Here is a 16,002-nt window from a genome sequence, read left to right on the forward strand (position 1 = left end):
TATTATTCATTTCCGGTTTTTCGCAAGTAGAAATATCCAATGAGTCCGGCAATTAAAGAGGCCGAGAGTATTCCTATTTTTGCCTGGGCCAGGTAATTTTCATTTTTAAAAGCGAGTTCGGTAATAAATAGGGACATAGTGAAGCCTATGGCTGCGAGGAATCCAATTCCGTAGACGTGTTTCCATTTTACTTTATTCGGTAAACTGGCTATTTTAGTCCAAACCATTATCCTGGAGAAAACTACGATACCAATAAATTTTCCAAAAATTAGTCCGAACATAACACCAATCGTCACCGGACTTACAAGTGTCTTAAAAGAAACATCACCCAGACTTACACCTGCATTGGCAAATGCAAAAATTGGAAGCACCACGAAACTCACAAAGGGGTAAAGTGCATGTTCTAAACGTTGTAGGGGTGGAGTAGCATCTTCGGTTAGCGAAGTGAATTTCTGAATGGTATGCGAAATATGGTCATCAGCTTCCTTTGGAGTTTTATTTCGGTTTCTAAATTCCTCTTTAATTTCGTAGGCTAAAAGTTTTGTTTTCCGAAGAAATAACGGGGTATTGATCCGTTTGGTATTAGGTATGGCAAAGGCCGCTAAAACCGCCGCAATTGTGGCATGAACGCCCGAAAGTAGAATAGCCAGCCATAAGCCTCCAATTCCCATAATTGCATAAAATAAGGTGTTTCTAATGCCAATTAAATTAGCAGCCGCAAGGATAAGTACAAAAACTCCTGCAATGGCGAGACTTTGTACAGAAATATCTGAAGTATAGAAAAAGGCAATAACCAGCACCGCTCCAAGATCATCTACAATTGCGATTGCAGTTAGAAACACTTTTAACGGAAGGGGAACACGATCTCCAAGGAGATAGAGAATACCCAGGGCAAAAGCGATATCGGTAGCCATAGGAATTCCCCATCCCGAAATAGAATCTAAACCGGTATTAAAATAAAAATAGATTAAAGCCGGAAAAACCATCCCACCAATAGCAGCTGCAATAGGAAGTATAGACTTTCTAAAACTGGAAAGTTCACCCTGTAGTATTTCTCGTTTTAGTTCGAGCCCAATCATAAAAAAGAAAATAGACATCAGGCCATCGTTAATCCAGTGCAGCAGGTTTTTTCTAATTACAAAATCGTTAATTCCCAGGTGGATGTATTGTTTCCAGAGATTGTGGTAGGCATCGGCAAGCGGTGAATTTGCCACAATCATTGCGAGAATTGCAGAGAAAATAAGAAGTAATCCAACTGAAGTTTTTTTCTCGATAAAATTTTTAATCGGTAACAGCAGGTAGAGATCAAGGGGCGATTTTTTCATAATAACCTGTTTGTAGCGAGATATTCAATTAATAGAATTAGGTAAATTTATTATCGTTTTCTTCATATAAATATGATTAAACTCAGTTTTATTCAATAATCGAAATTTAATTCTCAATGGCTGACCTCGAAATCAAGATATATTTTCCAAAAATATCTAATAGGCAGAGGTAGGCTTGTTGGTATTTTTTAATTCAGCGGAATAGTTTTAGCGCGGCTTTTAATACATCCAAAAACAAAACTTTGCTACCTTTAGCCTACAAAGTACGATTATGGTAAAAAAGATTACGCAAAGCTTACGCCGGCCAAAGATGAAATCGGTGAATCAACCGCCGGGAACGGTAACCTATGTTGGTAGAAAAGAATCTGGCGGAACCAGGCTTGAAGTTATAGATTATAATAAAGATAATTATGAAAAGCATATTTCTTCTTCTACCGAAGATGCTTTTAAATTTGAAGCTGAAGACCGAATTACCTGGTTTAATATTGACGGCTTAAGCAATACGGCAGAGATAGAGAAACTGGGTAAATATTATGATCTCCACCCCTTAATTATTGAAGATATTGTAAATACAACACAGCGTCCTAAAATAGATGAATACGAAGATTATTTATTTATCGTCGCTAAAATGCTTTATCATCAGGATGGTAAGCTGGTAAATGAACATATCAGTTTTGTTTTGGGGAAAGATTATGTACTTACCTTTCAGGAAGCAGGTGGCGATGTTTTTGATGGAGTTCGAGGTAGACTTGAAAAAGCTTACGGGCGCATTCGTACCAATGGATCAGATTACCTGGTTTTTGCACTTTTAGATGCAATTGTAGACCATTATTTCCTGGTGGTAGATGAGTTGAGCGAAAAAGTAGAAAAGCTGGAAGAACAACTTTTTGAAAGTCAGCCAAGTGACGATATAACTTATGAAATTCAGGATTTAAAAAGAGCTATTTTAAGGGTTCGCCGGGCGGTTTTTCCGCTTAAAGAAGTAATTTCCAGATTTCAAAATTTGGAGAATGATCTCATTAAAGACCGAACTAAAAATTACATAAACGACCTTCACGATCACATTCTCCAGGTTTCAGAAAATATAGACTTATACCGCGAGATGGCTTGGGGACTTATGGATATGTACATGACCACCATTAGTAACAAAATGAACGAGGTGATGAAGGTTTTAACTATTATGGCCTCTATTTTTATTCCGCTAACCTTTATTGCAGGAATTTACGGAATGAATTTTGAATATATCCCCGAGCTGCAGTGGGAATACAGTTACTTTGTATTATGGGGAGTAATGATTGTTATTTTTCTACTTATGATCTACTATTTTAAACGAAAAAAATGGCTTTAACCAATTTGAAATATGATAAAAATTACGCTAATTAGCCTGGCTGTGATACTAACCACAACTTGTGCCGCTCAACACGCGGAAACACCTGTTTACATAGGCACTTACACCAAAAAAGAAGGCCACGTAGATGGCAAAGCAAAAGGAATATTTTTAGCCATGCAGGATTCTGAAAATGGAAGTTTGCATCCTGAAAAAACCGTAGCTAAAATCACCAATCCCAGTTTTGTAAAAGCCTCGAGAGATGGAAAAAATCTTTATGCGGTGAGCGAATTAGGTGGTGGTGATGCCGAATCCGGATTTATTTACTCTTTTAAAAGAAATAAGGATAATAGTTTAGAGGAATTAGGAAGAATTTCAACCGAAAGTTTTGCCCCCTGCCATATTGAATTAGATCAAACCGAAAAATTTGTTTTTGTCTCGAATTATATGGGAGGTGTGGTCCTGGTTTATAAAAGGGGAGGAGATGGTACCCTCGAAAAGCAGCAAAAAATTCAATTAGAAAATCCTGAAGCATCGCACGCGCATTCGGTTTCAATTACCTCAGATAATAAAAGCGCTTATATCTCTGATCTTGGAAATGATAAAATCTGGATTTTTAATTTTGATGCGAAAACCGGAAAACTAAATCCGAAAGAAAAACCTTTTTTAGAGTTAGAAAAAGGTTCAGGTCCGCGACATTTCAGTTTTTCTAAAGATGAAAAATTTGCATTTTCAATGAATGAATTGAATTCAACGCTGAGTGTGCTCAAAATAGAAGAGGACGGAATGGAAATTATTCAGAATATTTCAACGCTTCCTGAAGATTTTAAAGGAGAAAATTCGGGAGCCGATATTCATCTCCATCCTTCCGGGCAGTTTGTTTACTCCTCAAACCGTGGCCACAACAGTATTGCAGCTTTTAAAGTTGATGAAAATACAGGGAAATTAAATGTGATTGGTCATTATCCAACCAAAGGCGAAACTCCACGAAATTTTGCGATTTCACCTGAGGGAAAATTCCTTTATGCAGCGAACCAGGATACTTCTACCATTAGCAGTTTTAAAGTCAACCTGGAAACCGGGGAATTAGGAGAACATTTACTTCCCGTTGAGGTGATGTCTCCGGTATGCGTGGAATTTGCTGAAAATTAAAATTATAAAAAAGTCCTCACTGGTTTTAAAAACCTGTGAGGACATATATAAGGTTATACGTCATCCTGAATTTATTTCAGGATCTAAGATGTTAATATTTATTTTATGTTTTCAATTATTTCCCTTCAACCTCTTCAATCACAAAAAAACCATCATTTCCCTGAGATTGGTATAGCGGCATAAAAATGCGGGCATCCCATTCGCTTTTTACTTCTTTACCATTTTGTTTCGCGAGAAGTTCTCCTTTTTTAATTTTCTGAAAATTCCCATAACCCTGTTCCATTTCAAATTCATCAGAATCTTCCAATCCGTGACGATGAATTAATTCAAATGTTTTTTGATCAGGAGCATTTTTTTCAGCAAAACGATTTACACATTCAGGGTAAGTTTCGATTTTTGAAAGATCCAATTTGCAGGCTTCTTTTAAAGCCAGCCAAATAACACCTTCGTGATTTTCAACTGAAGTTTTATCTTCGTGCTGCCCGGCTTCAAAAACAAAGCCTGTCATCCCAGTTCTGCTTAAATAATGATCTATATCACCGGTAATTATATCGCTAAATCCACGTACGATAAAGGTGGGAAAATTATGCGCCCATTCATCATTATCATTCACTTCCTGTACCGAGACATAAGGTAAACTCGCTGATGAGGTGGTGTGACAATCCAGGAAATAACGCTTGGTATAATCTTCTTCCGGAAATTGCTTTAAAATATCTATAATTTCCCACATTTCTTTTTGCTCGTGGGTTTCGGATTTTTTTTGCTCTATATTCTCTTCGGTCCAAACCCGGTTGAGGTCTTCATCTATATAACGCTTATTTTGATTAAGCGCTTTGTGATTTCCGGAGACTCCAACCAAAGTTCCATTAATTTCGGGTTTAGATTTTTCAAGTTGTTTAAAAACTTCTTCCAATGCCTTTACACCACTCGGTTCGTTGCCGTGAATGCCCGCAGTGACAAAAAGCAAAGGTCCTTTATTATTGCTGGTATACTTTCCAATTATCCTGGGAATATGTTTTTCTGGTTTATTACTCATAATAAAATTCTTTAGCTTTTAATTATTCCATACAGGCAATCTCCCTGTTATCAAATTGATGACCGTATAACTCTTTGTATTCAACTTTACGCTCAATGGCTTCAATAACCATAGGGGTGAAATCTGGTAAGCCTATATCTTTAAAACGCTCCATTCCACCCGGGCTTAAAACATTTATTTCAATTAATTTATCTTTCACCACATCAAGCCCAACAAAGAAGAGTCCGTCGCGAATAAGTTTTGGAGCGGTTAGATCTACAATGCGCTGCATTTCTGGAGTAAGGTCACTGCTATCTGCAGTAGCACCAAGGGCGAAATTACTACGGAATTCTCCTTCACCACTAACGCGCCTAATGATAGCCTGTTTTCCATCTTTTACCATTACACGGCCATTCATAAGCAAAATTCGAACATCACCGTCCTTAACTGCCGGTAAGTACTCCTGCGCAATTACATAGCCATGCTGACTAATGGTTTCAATAATTTGATTGATATTCTTCTCATTCTCATCTATTAGAAAAACATTTTGGCCGCCGGAACCTTCCAGGGGTTTTAGAACAATTTTCTTATTATTCTTTTCCCAGAATTTTAGAATATCTTCTTTATTCCTGGTAATTAAAGAATCGGGTTTTATTTCCTGCGGAAGTTCTTCAAAATAGAGTTTATCAATAAATGCATTAGATAGGGCATTAGCATCATTTAAAACCAAAACGCCTTCTTGTTGAATCATTCTACCAAAGGCAACCCCCGCGTGTTCTGCCCATTCCCGCCCCGATTCTTCTTCGGTGGGATTATTTCTTATAAAAAGTACATCCAGTTTATTGGCTGCAATTGTCTTTTTACGCGCTTTTGAACTCTGTAAAGCTTCCAGAAATTTAGCCGGTGATTTTGTTTTAGTGTTTTTAGGTACCTGTACACTATTTATACTAATAGGTGCATCGTGATGAAAATTAAAATCTCCAACTCCCATAGCGTAAACCTCATGTCCACGAGCGTGAGCGGTATTCATTAATAATACCGAGGTTCCACATTTTTCGTTTTTAATATCGTTTAATACAAAGCAAATTTTCATTAGGTTATCATTTGTGAAAGGGGAAGCCCCTCTCTGATTAGGTTTAATTTATTAGTAACATTTTCGGTTAATAAATAACTCGGACGCAGTGCGCTCGTTTTTAATACTTTTCTTTCGGTTAATTCTTCGATTATTTTGGTATGTTTTAGGCCAAATTTGCCAGCCAGTAAAGGTTCGTAATCCCCTCCGTTTTGTAGGTGATCACGAAGTTGCACCAGACCTTTTAAATAGATTATATCTTTTAAGAATCCACCGCCCTGCATAATGCGGGAAGTAATATTAAAAGCTCTTTCGGCTGTAAAACCATAATCCATTTTCAACAACCGGAATAACTGCGGAAACTCAGCGCCCTCCATCAATGCCGAACCGGCAATTACCCTTCCGGCTAAAGTTCTTAATCTATTACCTGTAAGCCCGTCTACTAAAAATTCAGACATAACTGCCAGTCCCTCCTGAAGTGGATCGTAATCTGCCAGGCCACTGCTTAATAGTTCTAAAGGCTGGCGAGTACCATTGTAATAAGTTAGCACGTGCGTGCCGACCTCGTGTTGAATTAGCGCCGTAGCTTCGGTTTTATTCATTCTATAATCGGCGGGGATATAAAGTTCACCTTTATTCACCATCATAATATTCACATCTTTACGAATGTGAACCTTACTTTTAAAATTTTCGTCTTGCTCAGCAAAATAATCAAACTCACGGCGGGCCAGGCTACTAAAACCTTTAGCATCAATAAACTCGGCATTATCTTCTTCGGCAACTTCGTCTACTTCCCTAAGAATCTGCCCTGCTTCCTGACTTAAGTTGGAGTCTAAACCTTTATATAATCTAATACTGTTATAAAAGAAATTAGGGGTACCGCGTTCACTTAGCATCGTGATTTGTTGATCCAGTTCTTCACGTTTTTCCCTAAAAATATGAGACATCGCGGGATCGTCTATTTCTTCAACTTTAAGGTTATAAAGTTCCCGTTTTAAAAGATCGGGGTCTATAGGAAGTAATCTATAGTGATAATCTAAAACCTTTTCATAATTACTTTCAAAAAAGTTTTGTTTTATATCCTGAATATTGGCGGGAGAAACCAGCCATAAAAACTGGTACGAGCGCTCTATTTTGGCCAGGGCTTTATCAATTTCAAAGACTTTTTCTTTTAAATGTTTTCTGCCAAGGGCAAGGTAACTGCCCACACCACTGGTAGTTTGCACTCTCACATAATCAAACAATGCTTTGTGAATAGAGGTAATAAGGTAATCTTTAAATTGCCTTAAAAAAACGGGATAAACTTCATTGTTTTCGTTACGAAAAACCGGGGGAATTTCAAGTCCTACGATTACTGCACCGGATTTTTTTGCTTCATCTATACTTAAAATATCCTCATCTCCTTCTTTTTGACGATGGGGAGTATCTTTTATTTCGGCTTTTAAATACAGTCCCGAAAATGTATCGTTTATGTTGTTAAGTTCTTTTTCTAAAACTTTTACTGAACTTGGTAATTTTTGAGCCGGAGCTTTAATGGTAAAGCAATTATTAGGATCCCCCGTATAGATTTCAAAAATCATATAAGATTTAAAATCTGAAGAAAGCTTATCCGCGAGGGCGTAAATTAATCTTTGGTAAGCTTCAAAAAATTTATTACCTATTAAAAGATAAGATGCTTCGCTAATAACTATTCTTTCGGTACCGGGATCATCTTCTCGTTTTCTGTAAACAACCAGGTAGGGTAAATTATCTTCTATATGAATTAAACCAGCTCCTGGAAGCGAAGCACTTATTTTGCCATCTTCTTCAAGGATTGTTAAAATTTGTTTAATTGATTTTTCCGATAATTCAGATATATTCAGCATTCTAAGTTCTTCTAAAGTTTTTTATTGAATATTATTAAATTAAAACCACTGTTTCTTAGTTAGATAAGTGGCTTAAACGTGGCTAAACAATAATTAAATTTAGAAAGAAAACTAAGGAAAACTAACCCTTAAACTTACTTTGGGTTTTATTTAAGAATTTAGGTAAAGAATTACTTAAAGTAAAGGAAATATTCGATGGAAATTGAAAATAATAACGAAAACCAGAAAGCATTTAGTTATTCTGAGCGTCTTCTTTAGATTCTTCTTCCTGGGCTTCAATTTGTTCCCGGGCGGTTTTAATTTCTTCTTCAGTAGCCGGCTCGGGTTTTTGTTCTTCGGCTTTTTCAGGTTCAAGGTTAAGCTCAATATAAAGTGGATAGTGATCTGAATCTATAGAACTCCCCAGTTTAAAATCGGCAACCCTGAATTCTTCGGTTACAAATACGTGATCTAAAGACCAGCGCATAATAGAACTGGTGGCATCAAAAGTATTATAAAAACCACGGCCAATCCTGGTATTTAGTAAACCACCTACATTCTGAAAAAGTGCCGTGGTAGAAGACCAGGCCACATCATTAAAATCTCCGGCCACTATCACCGGCAACTCAGAATCTTTGGCCATAAATGCAATTTTCATCATTTCGGCATCTCTATCTGAAGATGATGGATTGTGCTGCGGCATTGGTGGCGTTGGGTGTATAGCGTGAAACATCACTTCTTCACCAGAGCGTAATTTTAAAATGCTGTGAACCGAGGGTATGCTATCGTCTACCAAATATTTAATTTCAGGATTTTTAAGCTCTAATCGCGAATAGAATAACATCCCGTAAGTGTTGTCTAAAGGAATTTCAACTTTATAAGGATAAGTATCGGTTATGGGAGAAAGATCGTCTTTCCAGCGGGTATTGGTTTCTGTAAAAAGTAAAATATCGGGATTTTGCTTTTTAATATCAGCTAAAACCAGCTTTGGATTTTCATTTTTCTGAAGAACATTGGCAGCGTAAAGGCTAAATTTATTGCTGAAATTTTCCTCAGTAACCTGGCCAACTTCATAATTCTTATGCGGAAAATAGGGATAAATCTTAATGACCTGGAAAGTAAAACAAGCCACTAAAGCCACCATAAAAATATAATCTTCGGCTCGTTTAATATCAAATCTTATAAAATATGCCGAAATTGCTGTTAGGGTGAGGAGGCTTAACTGGATGTGCAAATAATCAAAAATACGAATCCACCAAAAATCTGCAGCGACTAAGGGAACTAATGTCATTACTATGGCGATAATCCCAAAGACCTGAAGAAACCCTTTTAAAGTCATAGTTATTTTGATTGGTTAGGCGGCTGAAAGATAATCGTTTATTTAATCTTCCCCGGAATTGAGTTTAAATATTAATAGAGTTACATAATTTTTAAACGTATTCTTTAGCGTGGAAAACCTATTCATCTTCCTTTTTAGGACTTTCTGGATTCATCTTAGAGAAATAATCCCGTATATCATCCCCCGATGGGGCTTCAAATAATTGAAGATCAAAATATGAAACCGCAGCGATAATGTGGTCAAAAATATCCGCGGTGATATATTCAAAATTCTCCCAACGTTTATCACGGCTGAAACAAAGAATTTCTAATGGAATCCCGTGCTCGGTGGGTTGTAAATGTCTTACTATAATGTACATTTCTTTATGTACGGCCGAGTGGGTGTTTAAATAGGTATCTATATATTTTCTGAAAATACCCAGGTTGGTTTGGTTTCTTCCGTTTAACGGAAGGTTTTTATCAATTTCGTTAGTGGTGTTATAAGCGTTAATCTCATTCTGCCGGTCATCGAGGTAAGAAGAAATAAGTTGTATGTTTTTATACTTTTCAAAATCTTCAGGAGTAATAAATTTAACCGAATTCTGTTTTATAAAAACCGAACGCTTAATCCTTCTCCCGGGAGATTCCTGCATTCCGCGCCAATTCTGAAAAGATTCAGAAATTAAACTATAGGTGGGAATAGAAGTAAAGGTATTATCGAAATTCTGTACCCTAACGGTGGCCAGGGTAATTTCGGTCACGGTACCATCTGCGCCGTATTTGCTAAAAGTAATCCAGTCGCCAATTCTTACAATATCGTTCACGCTAACCTGTATGGAAGCGACAAAACCTAAGATGGTATCTTTAAAAATTAATAGTAAAATTGCCGATGCAGCACCTAGGGAAATAATAAAATTAAGTACATCTTTCCCGGTAATTTCTGCGATAATAAAGATAAAGGCGAACAACCACACGATAATCATTACTACCTGAATGTAACTTTCTACCGGTTTATCCTTAAAGGACTCCAAAGTTCTAAGGTAGCTCTTGGTGGTGCGTAGGAAGCTTCTAATTAACCATACAATAAGGAATATGATATAAATATCAATTAGAAAATAAAAAGCTTTGATAGCCAGCGGAAAATCGACCAGGATATAAGGAACCGTAAAATAAATTATAACCAGAGGAAGAATTTGCCCAATATATTTTGGGAAATTGGTTTGGATTAAAAAATCGTCAAAAGTGGTTTTTGTCTTATTACTGAAACTTTTAAAAGCTTCAATCACAAAAGTTTTAATCAGGTAATTTACTCCTATAATTATCATGATTAGTACCAGGATATTCAGCAGTAAATTAAGATACAGTGCGAGTGTGGGGTTTACACCCTGGTCTATTAGAAAAGTTTCAAAAAGACAAATGAGATTTTTAAATCCTTCCTCTATATTCATAGTTTAAAGGTATTTTTTTTCTACGTAAAAAGGGCCAAAAGGCACCAAGGAGCAACCAAGTATGATTAGCAACTCTTTAAAATTCCAGTTTAAAGGTTTAAAAAGCCAGATGGCTCCCATTACATAGGCGATAAAAAGTACACCGTGAGCCATTCCCACCTGTTGTACCATTTGCGGCATTTCCCAGATATATTTTAGCGGCATAGCGATAAATAATAATAGTAAAAATGAAAGTCCTTCTAGGATACTTACATATTTAAATACCTTTTTTTGCTTTTCTAAGGGCATAGTTTAAAATTTAGATTGCAAAGATAGGTTTTATAGAGAATCTGGTAATTTAGAATAGACTTTTCCTTGAAATATTTAGCAGGGAATTAATATTTTCCTTTGAGGTTTAGCAAATTCATTTTTATTAATTTGCATCTTCATTAAAATAAACAAAATGAGCTCAAAAATATTGGTAACCGGCGGACTCGGATTTATAGGTTCTCACACGGTTGTTGCGCTTCAGGAACAAGGTTACGAAGTGGTAATTATAGATAATCTTTCAAATTCTTCTATAGACGTACTGGGAGGGATTACAAAAATCACTCAAAAAACCCCAATTTTTGAAAATATAGATCTTAGAAATAAAAATCAGGTAAAAGAGTTTTTTGAGAAATATCCCGATATTGAAGGAGTTATTCATTTTGCCGCTTCTAAGGCAGTGGGAGAAAGTGTTGAAAATCCGTTATTATATTACGAAAATAACCTGGCGAGCTTAATTTACCTGCTTCAGGAACTGCAATTAAAGGAAAACGCTTATTTTATTTTTAGCTCTTCCTGCACCGTTTACGGCCAGGCCGATAGTTTGCCCATTACCGAAAATGCTCCCGTTAAAAAAGCTGAATCTCCTTACGGAAATACCAAGCAAATAGGAGAGGAGATTATTACTGATACAGCTAAAATAAATAAAAATTTTAAAGCCATTTCCCTTAGATATTTTAATCCTATTGGCGCGCATCCTACAGCTGAAATTGGAGAATTGCCCATTGGGACGCCACAGAATTTAATTCCTTTTATCACGCAAACCGTCATTGGCAAAAGAAAAGAGCTCTCGGTATTTGGAGACGATTATCCAACACCAGATGGTACCTGTATTAGAGATTATATTCACGTAATGGATCTTGCCAAAGCTCACGTTGTGGCTTTAGAGCGACTTCAGCAGAATAAAGAAAAGAGCAATTTTGAAGTTTTTAACCTCGGAACAGGTAAAGGTAGTTCGGTTTTAGAAGTAATTAATTCTTTTGAACGTTCTACCGGTGAAAAATTACCCTATAAAATTGTAGGAAGAAGAGAAGGCGATATTGTTGCTGCTTACGCCGATACGCAGAAAGCAAACGAAGAATTAGGCTGGAAGACTGAAAAACATTTAGATGAAGCTTTAAAAAGCGCCTGGGAATGGCAGAAAGAAGTGGTAAAGAGAGAAGAGGAAGAAAATTAGTTTCCTGTTAATTATAAATAAAAAGGTCTGAAGTATTTTCAGACCTTTTTATTGGTTGGTTGATTTCAAAGTTTAGCGTGAGCCGTTTACTATAAAGGCGTGAATTACGCCGGGAATCCAGCCTAAGGCGGTTAATAATAAACTTATTAGAAAAGTAACTCCCAGACCATGTTTCATAAAAACGGCCAAAGGAGGTAGTAGAATATTTAAAATGATCGTTAACATAATAATTTTTTTAATTGGTTATTTCTATCGAAATTACATAGAAATGTCAATCCTCCAATTAGATTTAACGGGTTCTTGGTATGGGTTTAACAAAATATCATGCTTTAAATTTTCGGTATTTGGCCAGCATAAATACATAAATACTGTAGCAAACTAAACCTGCAGCAACTAAACCCATTAGCCACGAACCATAAGGTGAATCCTGTAAGAAAGAAAAAGCATCAGCAGTTCCTTTCATATCTGAAGTATTAGATTCTACGGCAGCCCTTATAAAAATATAAGCTAAAACCCCAAAAATAATCCCGCGCGCAATCAAGCCGAGATAGCCTGTGTTTTTAACTGTTTTTCGTTTCTTTTCATCTGTAATAGAATTGTAGCCAAAATCGTCAAGAAATTTCTTTGTTTTTGCTTTATTAAATTGGGCAATACTGGCTACAACAAGTCCTACGCCTATAATTGAAAAAACCACGACACCAAGAGTTCCTGTAAGTCCGCCACCAGAGCCGCCACCCGAGGACGAGCCGGCATTTATCAACTTCATAAATGCGTAAACGGCCAGACCCAGATACAAAACGGCACTTATAAAATAGGCTACACGTTTTCCTTTACCCTTTTTATCATCACCAATATTTTCGGGATCCTGAATTGACTGAATAAATCGCCAAGCCGAGTAGCACAAAAGCCCTAGGCCTATTAAAACCAGTAATGCATTTCCAAATGCCTGTTTCTGCAAAAATTCTATTACCTGTAAATTACTTGATTTTTGTCCACCCATATTAAAGGCCGCGAGAAATGTAAGTATTCCCATGATACCATAAACAGTAGCTTTGGCGACATAACCCACCCGGGCTATTTTCTTCAGTTTAGAATCCATTTTCTTAAAAATTTGTTTGGTTAGTAAACTAAATTTAATTCTTTGAAAACAGATAAACGAAAACTTGGGAAAATTTTAAAGGTTACTCGATAGAGGTTTAATGCTCCGAGACTTGCCTCGAAAATTAAATAATGGTTCATTGAGAATACTTCGGGGAGAATACTTCGGGAGCTTGCCCAGAGGAAGTTTAGTGAAGATTTAAAAAACGGAAATGATCTTTAAATTCCTGACTTTTGAAAGGATAAATATGATATATATTTAAAGCAAAAACCTTAAACCATTTCAAATATTACCAGGGCGTACAGATAAAATCTTACAAACCGCAGTAAGCCAAACATCAGATAACTCGGGAAGGGGAATTTTATAATTCCGGCAGCAATACTCGTCATCGCAAACGGAATAGGAAGTAGGGCACCCACAATAATTAAAAATCCACCCCATTTTCTGGTGTTTTTAATATGTTGCGCCATTTTTACTTCAATGGCTTCGTGTATTGCCGGGATCTTAGTCATCCATCTACCTATAAAGTAAGAAATAACACCTCCTAAATAGGAAGCTAAAGCCAGTAAAGAAAGGTATAGAATAGGACTGGAAGATTTTCCAGACCAGGCTATAAAAAGTTCAGGCGGGATTAATCCCAGTAAAGATTCTGAAGCAAAGAAAACACTTATAATACCTAGCGGCGAATAAGTTTCGGTTACCGTTACCAGCATTTGCTCAATATCCAGCACCCAACGATCTATTGCCCAAAGCGCTGCTACAAATAAAACTATGGGTAAAATTGCCTTTTTTACACTTTTCCAAACAAAGCTGTAAAAACCGGTATAACTATAATACTGGTGCAATAAGCGTATGCGCGACTTCTTTTTAGATTTCGCATCTTTCTTCATCAAATTCTCCTTTAGCAATTTACTCACTAAGCGAGATTTAAATATTCCGATTTATATCGGCTCCTTTTAATAATCTCACCTAATGCCTTATGGGTTACCCCGAGGATTTTTTCTTATCGAGGTACTTCAATAAGGTTTTTTATGCCGAATATATTCAAATACCAGACCAGTTTACCCATTTGGGCTAAGATCTAGTTTTCATCAGCATATTCATTGAAAGCTTTTACGTATTCACGTAGCTCCAATTCATTTACGCGATTAGAAGGGTCTGCCATTAAAGAAAGTAGATAATCAAGGCTTTCCTGCCCAGTTGCTTCTTCCTGTACAGGTGCTTCTTCACCCTCTTCTACCGGATCATCCTCGGGGATAGCGATATTAAAAGAATCGTATGCGTCTACGTGTTCATAGGTTAACCTGATGGTTTTTGCCAATAAAGGCTGTCCTTCTTCTACCACAAGGGTTCTTAATTCTTTCAGGTCGTTTACCAACGTATTGGTAATTATTCCGTTGCGCATTAAATCACGCTGAATCTTATTGAGTAATTTTTGGGCTTTGATATTATTCAAGAGAATATAGGTTAATCAGGTTAAACTAATTTTTTTGCAAATGTACTGCTTTCGTAGTTTTATGAAACAATTTAACACAGAAATTAAGAAGCTTTAATACGACTATAAAAGAGTTTTTATAATTTTTATTTCTTACAACTTCAACTTAATCCCTAATTAGATATAGTGTGGGTTATAGCCTCTAAAATTAACAATATCTTAGTTCTTCAGATTTCAGCAAAATTGCATTGTTTAGTAGCTTTAACCTAACTAAAAATTAAAAATACTATGAGTTCATTAAAAGGAAAAGTTGCATTTATTACCGGTGGAAGTAAAGGTATTGGTTACGGCGTGGCCAAATCTCTTTTAGATTTGGGTATGAATGTAGCTATAACAAGCCGATCTAAAGATGCTGCCGAAAAAGCTGCGAAAGAATTAAGCGCTACTGATGCTATAGGTTTAGAAGCCGATGTAAGAAATTACGAAAGTCAGGAGAAAGCTGTAAAAGCAGCCATTGATAAATTTGGTCAATTGGATGTGATGGTTGCAAATGCGGGAATTGGTCATTTTGGATCTATAGACGAGTTATCACCAGAGAAATGGCAGGAAACTATAGATACAAACCTAACCGGCGTTTTCTATAGTGTGAAAGCCAGTTTAGATGCTTTAGAAAAATCTAAAGGATATCTTATTACAATCTCCAGTCTTGCAGGAACTAACTTCTTTGCCGGAGGAGCCGCCTATAACGCCAGTAAATTTGGTTTAACAGGATTTACCCAAGCTGTTATGTTAGATCTTAGGCAAAAAGGAATTAATGTAAGTACGATTATGCCGGGTTCTGTGGCGACACATTTTAACGATCATACGCCAAACGAAGAAGATGCGTGGAAAATTCAGCCGGAAGATATTGGTGAATTGGTGGTAGATCTACTCAAAATGAATAAGCGTACCTTACCAAGTAAAATAGAGGTGAGACCATCGCAACCACCAAAGAAATAATACAGAGATTTTTTCTAAAAGAGGTTTTTAAGTTTAAATTTTAAAACCTCTTTTTTTAGCAATCTATTTATCGTAATATTGCAATAAACGATTAAAAATGGGTGTTACAAAATCTGAAATATTTAGCCCTTTGCAAAACGAATTGGCTGGAATTGCCAAAGTTTTGGGCCATCCGGCAAGAATTGCAATTCTGCAGGAGATTATTAAATCTAAATCCTGTATTTGCGGCGATCTCGTACAAGAGGTAGGACTTGCGCAACCTACAATTTCCCAACATTTAAAAGAGCTGAAAAATATAGGACTCATAAAAGGAGATATTGAAGGTACTCGGGTTTGTTACTGCATAAATCCTGAAAAGTGGAATCAGATAAAAGAACTTTTTACCACTTTTCTTAATTCTAATATTTCTCCCGGGGATGAATGTTGCTAATCTTACAGGCAGCTTCCTGGTATTAAATTTTCTACTCAAACCTTATTTACAGAATA

General features: G+C 36.5%; 16 protein-coding genes. 5 read left to right on the forward strand and 11 right to left on the reverse strand.

Translation table 11 applies throughout. The features are described from left to right. Nucleotides 1-2 precede the first annotated feature (2 nt). The gene (gene nhaA / locus B5X53_RS10570; RefSeq protein WP_079713197.1) at nt 3-1,325 is read right to left on the reverse strand and encodes a Na+/H+ antiporter NhaA; all 1,323 of its coding nucleotides are present in this window, start codon (nt 1,323-1,325) and stop codon (nt 3-5) included. Nucleotides 1,326-1,596: 271 nt separating this feature from the next. On the opposite strand from nhaA, the gene corA reads away from it, so the two are divergent. Further along, complete coding sequence (corA, locus tag B5X53_RS10575; protein ID WP_079713198.1) at nt 1,597-2,673, forward strand: magnesium/cobalt transporter CorA; 1,077 nt, start codon at nt 1,597-1,599, stop codon at nt 2,671-2,673. Nucleotides 2,674-2,685: 12 nt separating this feature from the next. Then, nucleotides 2,686-3,804, forward strand: coding sequence for a lactonase family protein (locus tag B5X53_RS10580; RefSeq protein WP_101023138.1), 1,119 nt, complete (start codon nt 2,686-2,688; stop codon nt 3,802-3,804). Between the two features lie 115 nt (nt 3,805-3,919). Here B5X53_RS10580 and B5X53_RS10585 read toward each other — a convergent pair whose 3' ends face one another. The 6 genes from B5X53_RS10585 to B5X53_RS10610 all read right to left on the reverse strand — a co-directional run bounded on the left by B5X53_RS10585 (nt 3,920) and on the right by B5X53_RS10610 (nt 10,788). Next, nucleotides 3,920-4,840, reverse strand: a complete 921-nt coding sequence (locus B5X53_RS10585; RefSeq protein WP_079713199.1) for a M14 family metallopeptidase — start codon at nt 4,838-4,840, stop codon at nt 3,920-3,922. A 22-nt stretch (nt 4,841-4,862) separates the two neighbouring features. Beyond that, nucleotides 4,863-5,912 (reverse strand): glutathione synthetase, encoded by a 1,050-nt coding sequence (locus B5X53_RS10590; protein ID WP_079713200.1) that lies wholly within the window; start codon nt 5,910-5,912, stop codon nt 4,863-4,865. After that, a complete protein-coding gene (locus B5X53_RS10595; protein ID WP_079713201.1) occupies nt 5,912-7,756 on the reverse strand; it encodes a peptidase MATCAP family protein in 1,845 nt (614 codons plus the stop codon). Before B5X53_RS10595 ends, B5X53_RS10590 begins: the two co-directional genes overlap by 1 nt. A gap of 232 nt (nt 7,757-7,988) precedes the next feature. After that, entirely contained in the window at nt 7,989-9,074 is a 1,086-nt protein-coding gene (locus B5X53_RS10600) for an endonuclease/exonuclease/phosphatase family protein (RefSeq protein ID WP_079713202.1), read from the reverse strand. Between the two features lie 118 nt (nt 9,075-9,192). Continuing rightward, nucleotides 9,193-10,500, reverse strand: a complete 1,308-nt coding sequence (locus B5X53_RS10605; RefSeq protein WP_079713203.1) for a mechanosensitive ion channel family protein — start codon at nt 10,498-10,500, stop codon at nt 9,193-9,195. Nucleotides 10,501-10,503: 3 nt separating this feature from the next. Further along, nucleotides 10,504-10,788 carry a DUF3817 domain-containing protein gene (locus B5X53_RS10610; protein ID WP_079713204.1) on the reverse strand — a complete coding sequence of 95 codons (285 nt, stop codon included), beginning with the start codon at nt 10,786-10,788 and terminating at the stop codon, nt 10,504-10,506. A 154-nt stretch (nt 10,789-10,942) separates the two neighbouring features. On the opposite strand from B5X53_RS10610, the gene galE reads away from it, so the two are divergent. Further along, nucleotides 10,943-11,983: a UDP-glucose 4-epimerase GalE gene (gene galE, locus B5X53_RS10615; RefSeq protein WP_079713205.1), complete on the forward strand. Its 1,041-nt coding sequence runs from the start codon at nt 10,943-10,945 to the stop codon at nt 11,981-11,983. 72 nt (nt 11,984-12,055) lie between these two features. Here galE and B5X53_RS10620 read toward each other — a convergent pair whose 3' ends face one another. From B5X53_RS10620 to B5X53_RS10635, 4 genes are all read right to left on the reverse strand, one after another. Further along, nucleotides 12,056-12,214: a YqaE/Pmp3 family membrane protein gene (locus tag B5X53_RS10620; protein ID WP_079713206.1), complete on the reverse strand. Its 159-nt coding sequence runs from the start codon at nt 12,212-12,214 to the stop codon at nt 12,056-12,058. Between the two features lie 91 nt (nt 12,215-12,305). Beyond that, complete coding sequence (locus tag B5X53_RS10625; protein WP_079713207.1) at nt 12,306-13,082, reverse strand: DUF1206 domain-containing protein; 777 nt, start codon at nt 13,080-13,082, stop codon at nt 12,306-12,308. 272 nt (nt 13,083-13,354) lie between these two features. Beyond that, on the reverse strand, nt 13,355-13,972 hold the full coding sequence (locus B5X53_RS10630; protein ID WP_079713208.1) for a YqaA family protein: 618 nt from the start codon (nt 13,970-13,972) through the stop codon (nt 13,355-13,357). A gap of 191 nt (nt 13,973-14,163) precedes the next feature. Beyond that, complete coding sequence (locus tag B5X53_RS10635; RefSeq protein ID WP_079713209.1) at nt 14,164-14,538, reverse strand: hypothetical protein; 375 nt, start codon at nt 14,536-14,538, stop codon at nt 14,164-14,166. 267 nt (nt 14,539-14,805) lie between these two features. Here B5X53_RS10635 and B5X53_RS10640 point away from each other — a divergent pair, with 267 nt between their 5' ends. Both B5X53_RS10640 and B5X53_RS10645 read left to right on the forward strand, forming a co-directional pair. Then, on the forward strand, nt 14,806-15,516 hold the full coding sequence (locus B5X53_RS10640; protein ID WP_079713210.1) for an SDR family oxidoreductase: 711 nt from the start codon (nt 14,806-14,808) through the stop codon (nt 15,514-15,516). 97 nt (nt 15,517-15,613) lie between these two features. Then, nucleotides 15,614-15,946: an ArsR/SmtB family transcription factor gene (locus tag B5X53_RS10645; protein ID WP_079713211.1), complete on the forward strand. Its 333-nt coding sequence runs from the start codon at nt 15,614-15,616 to the stop codon at nt 15,944-15,946. The last annotated feature ends 56 nt before the right edge of the window (nt 15,947-16,002 follow it).

The organism is Salegentibacter salinarum, from assembly GCF_900168115.1.
Classification (GTDB): Bacteria; Bacteroidota; Bacteroidia; order Flavobacteriales; family Flavobacteriaceae; genus Salegentibacter; species Salegentibacter salinarum.

What these genes read in the sequence shown, in the direction of transcription:
- B5X53_RS10645 (WP_079713211.1), top strand. Translation starts at nt 15,614, where the DNA reads ATGGGTGTTACAAAATCTGAAATATTTAGCCCTTTGCAAAACGAATTG.
- B5X53_RS10600 (WP_079713202.1), bottom strand. Translation starts at nt 9,074, where the DNA reads ATGACTTTAAAAGGGTTTCTTCAGGTCTTTGGGATTATCGCCATAGTA.
- nhaA (WP_079713197.1), bottom strand. Translation starts at nt 1,325, where the DNA reads ATGAAAAAATCGCCCCTTGATCTCTACCTGCTGTTACCGATTAAAAAT.
- corA (WP_079713198.1), top strand. Translation starts at nt 1,597, where the DNA reads ATGGTAAAAAAGATTACGCAAAGCTTACGCCGGCCAAAGATGAAATCG.
- B5X53_RS10590 (WP_079713200.1), bottom strand. Translation starts at nt 5,912, where the DNA reads ATGAAAATTTGCTTTGTATTAAACGATATTAAAAACGAAAAATGTGGA.
- B5X53_RS10640 (WP_079713210.1), top strand. Translation starts at nt 14,806, where the DNA reads ATGAGTTCATTAAAAGGAAAAGTTGCATTTATTACCGGTGGAAGTAAA.
- B5X53_RS10610 (WP_079713204.1), bottom strand. Translation starts at nt 10,788, where the DNA reads ATGCCCTTAGAAAAGCAAAAAAAGGTATTTAAATATGTAAGTATCCTA.
- B5X53_RS10605 (WP_079713203.1), bottom strand. Translation starts at nt 10,500, where the DNA reads ATGAATATAGAGGAAGGATTTAAAAATCTCATTTGTCTTTTTGAAACT.
- galE (WP_079713205.1), top strand. Translation starts at nt 10,943, where the DNA reads ATGAGCTCAAAAATATTGGTAACCGGCGGACTCGGATTTATAGGTTCT.
- B5X53_RS10580 (WP_101023138.1), top strand. Translation starts at nt 2,686, where the DNA reads ATGATAAAAATTACGCTAATTAGCCTGGCTGTGATACTAACCACAACT.
- B5X53_RS10630 (WP_079713208.1), bottom strand. Translation starts at nt 13,972, where the DNA reads ATGAAGAAAGATGCGAAATCTAAAAAGAAGTCGCGCATACGCTTATTG.
- B5X53_RS10625 (WP_079713207.1), bottom strand. Translation starts at nt 13,082, where the DNA reads ATGGATTCTAAACTGAAGAAAATAGCCCGGGTGGGTTATGTCGCCAAA.
- B5X53_RS10595 (WP_079713201.1), bottom strand. Translation starts at nt 7,756, where the DNA reads ATGCTGAATATATCTGAATTATCGGAAAAATCAATTAAACAAATTTTA.
- B5X53_RS10585 (WP_079713199.1), bottom strand. Translation starts at nt 4,840, where the DNA reads ATGAGTAATAAACCAGAAAAACATATTCCCAGGATAATTGGAAAGTAT.